General features: G+C 73.5%; 1 pseudogene. It reads left to right on the top strand.

Annotated elements, in window-relative coordinates:
* Position 1: 1 nt before the first annotated feature.
* Positions 2 to 805: pseudogene (locus tag E2C06_RS36750) on the top strand (IS66 family transposase); the annotation flags it as partial.

The following is an 805-nucleotide window of genomic DNA, read 5'->3' as shown; positions in this document are numbered from 1 at the left end:
GCTGCGGCTGCAGCGGCCGGAGAAGACCTCGCGCACATCCTCCCAGCCGCCGTCCACGGACCGGAAGGAGAGGCGCGAGCGCGCCAAGCCTGGAGGCGCCAAGCCGGGCCACGCGGGCCACAGCCGGCCCCTGAGCGACGATGTTTCCGAGAGGATCGCTCACCGCCCTGAGGTTTGCCCGTGCTGCCGGATGGCGCTCGGGCGCGATCTGCCGACCGAAGCAGCCGGGGTCTGGAAGTGCATCGAGCTGCCCGCGGTCAGGCCGCAGGTGGTGCACCATTATCGCCTGGCGGTGCGCTGCCCCGGATGCGGCACGCGGGCTGTGGCGCCCGTGCCGGTCAGCGGCACGCCGTTCGGCCCGCGCCTGCACGCGGTGGCCACCTCTCTCAAGACCTACCAGGCGCTCTCCTACGAGCGGCTGCAGGCCGCGCTCGCCGACCTGTTCGGGCTGCACCTCAGCCAGGGCGGGCTGATGAACCTGCTCCGCCGCGCCCAGGGTCGGTTCCAGGCCGGGCGTGAGGCGGCCGTCGCGGCGCTGCGCCGTGCTGAGGTGGTGGCCTCCGACGGTCGGAAGCACTGCTTCCGACGGCGTGCGGATCGAGGGCTGCACCGGCTACCATTGGGTGTTCCGCTGCCAGGAGGCCGTGGTGCACCAGGCCGCGCCGACCCGCGCCGCCTCCGTCGTGCGCGACATGATGGACGGGCACCGCCCCGCAGTCTGGCTCTCCGACCGCTACTCGGCGCAGCAGGGCCACGGCGTGGCCCAGCAGACCTGCCTGGCACACCTGGCGCGCGACGTGGCGTA

The organism is Dankookia rubra, from assembly GCF_004355005.1.
GTDB classification, from domain to species: domain Bacteria; phylum Pseudomonadota; class Alphaproteobacteria; order Acetobacterales; family Acetobacteraceae; genus Paracraurococcus; species Paracraurococcus ruber_A.
Note: the sequence above shows the minus strand (reverse complement) of the source record. Positions and strands in the feature narration are given on the sequence as shown.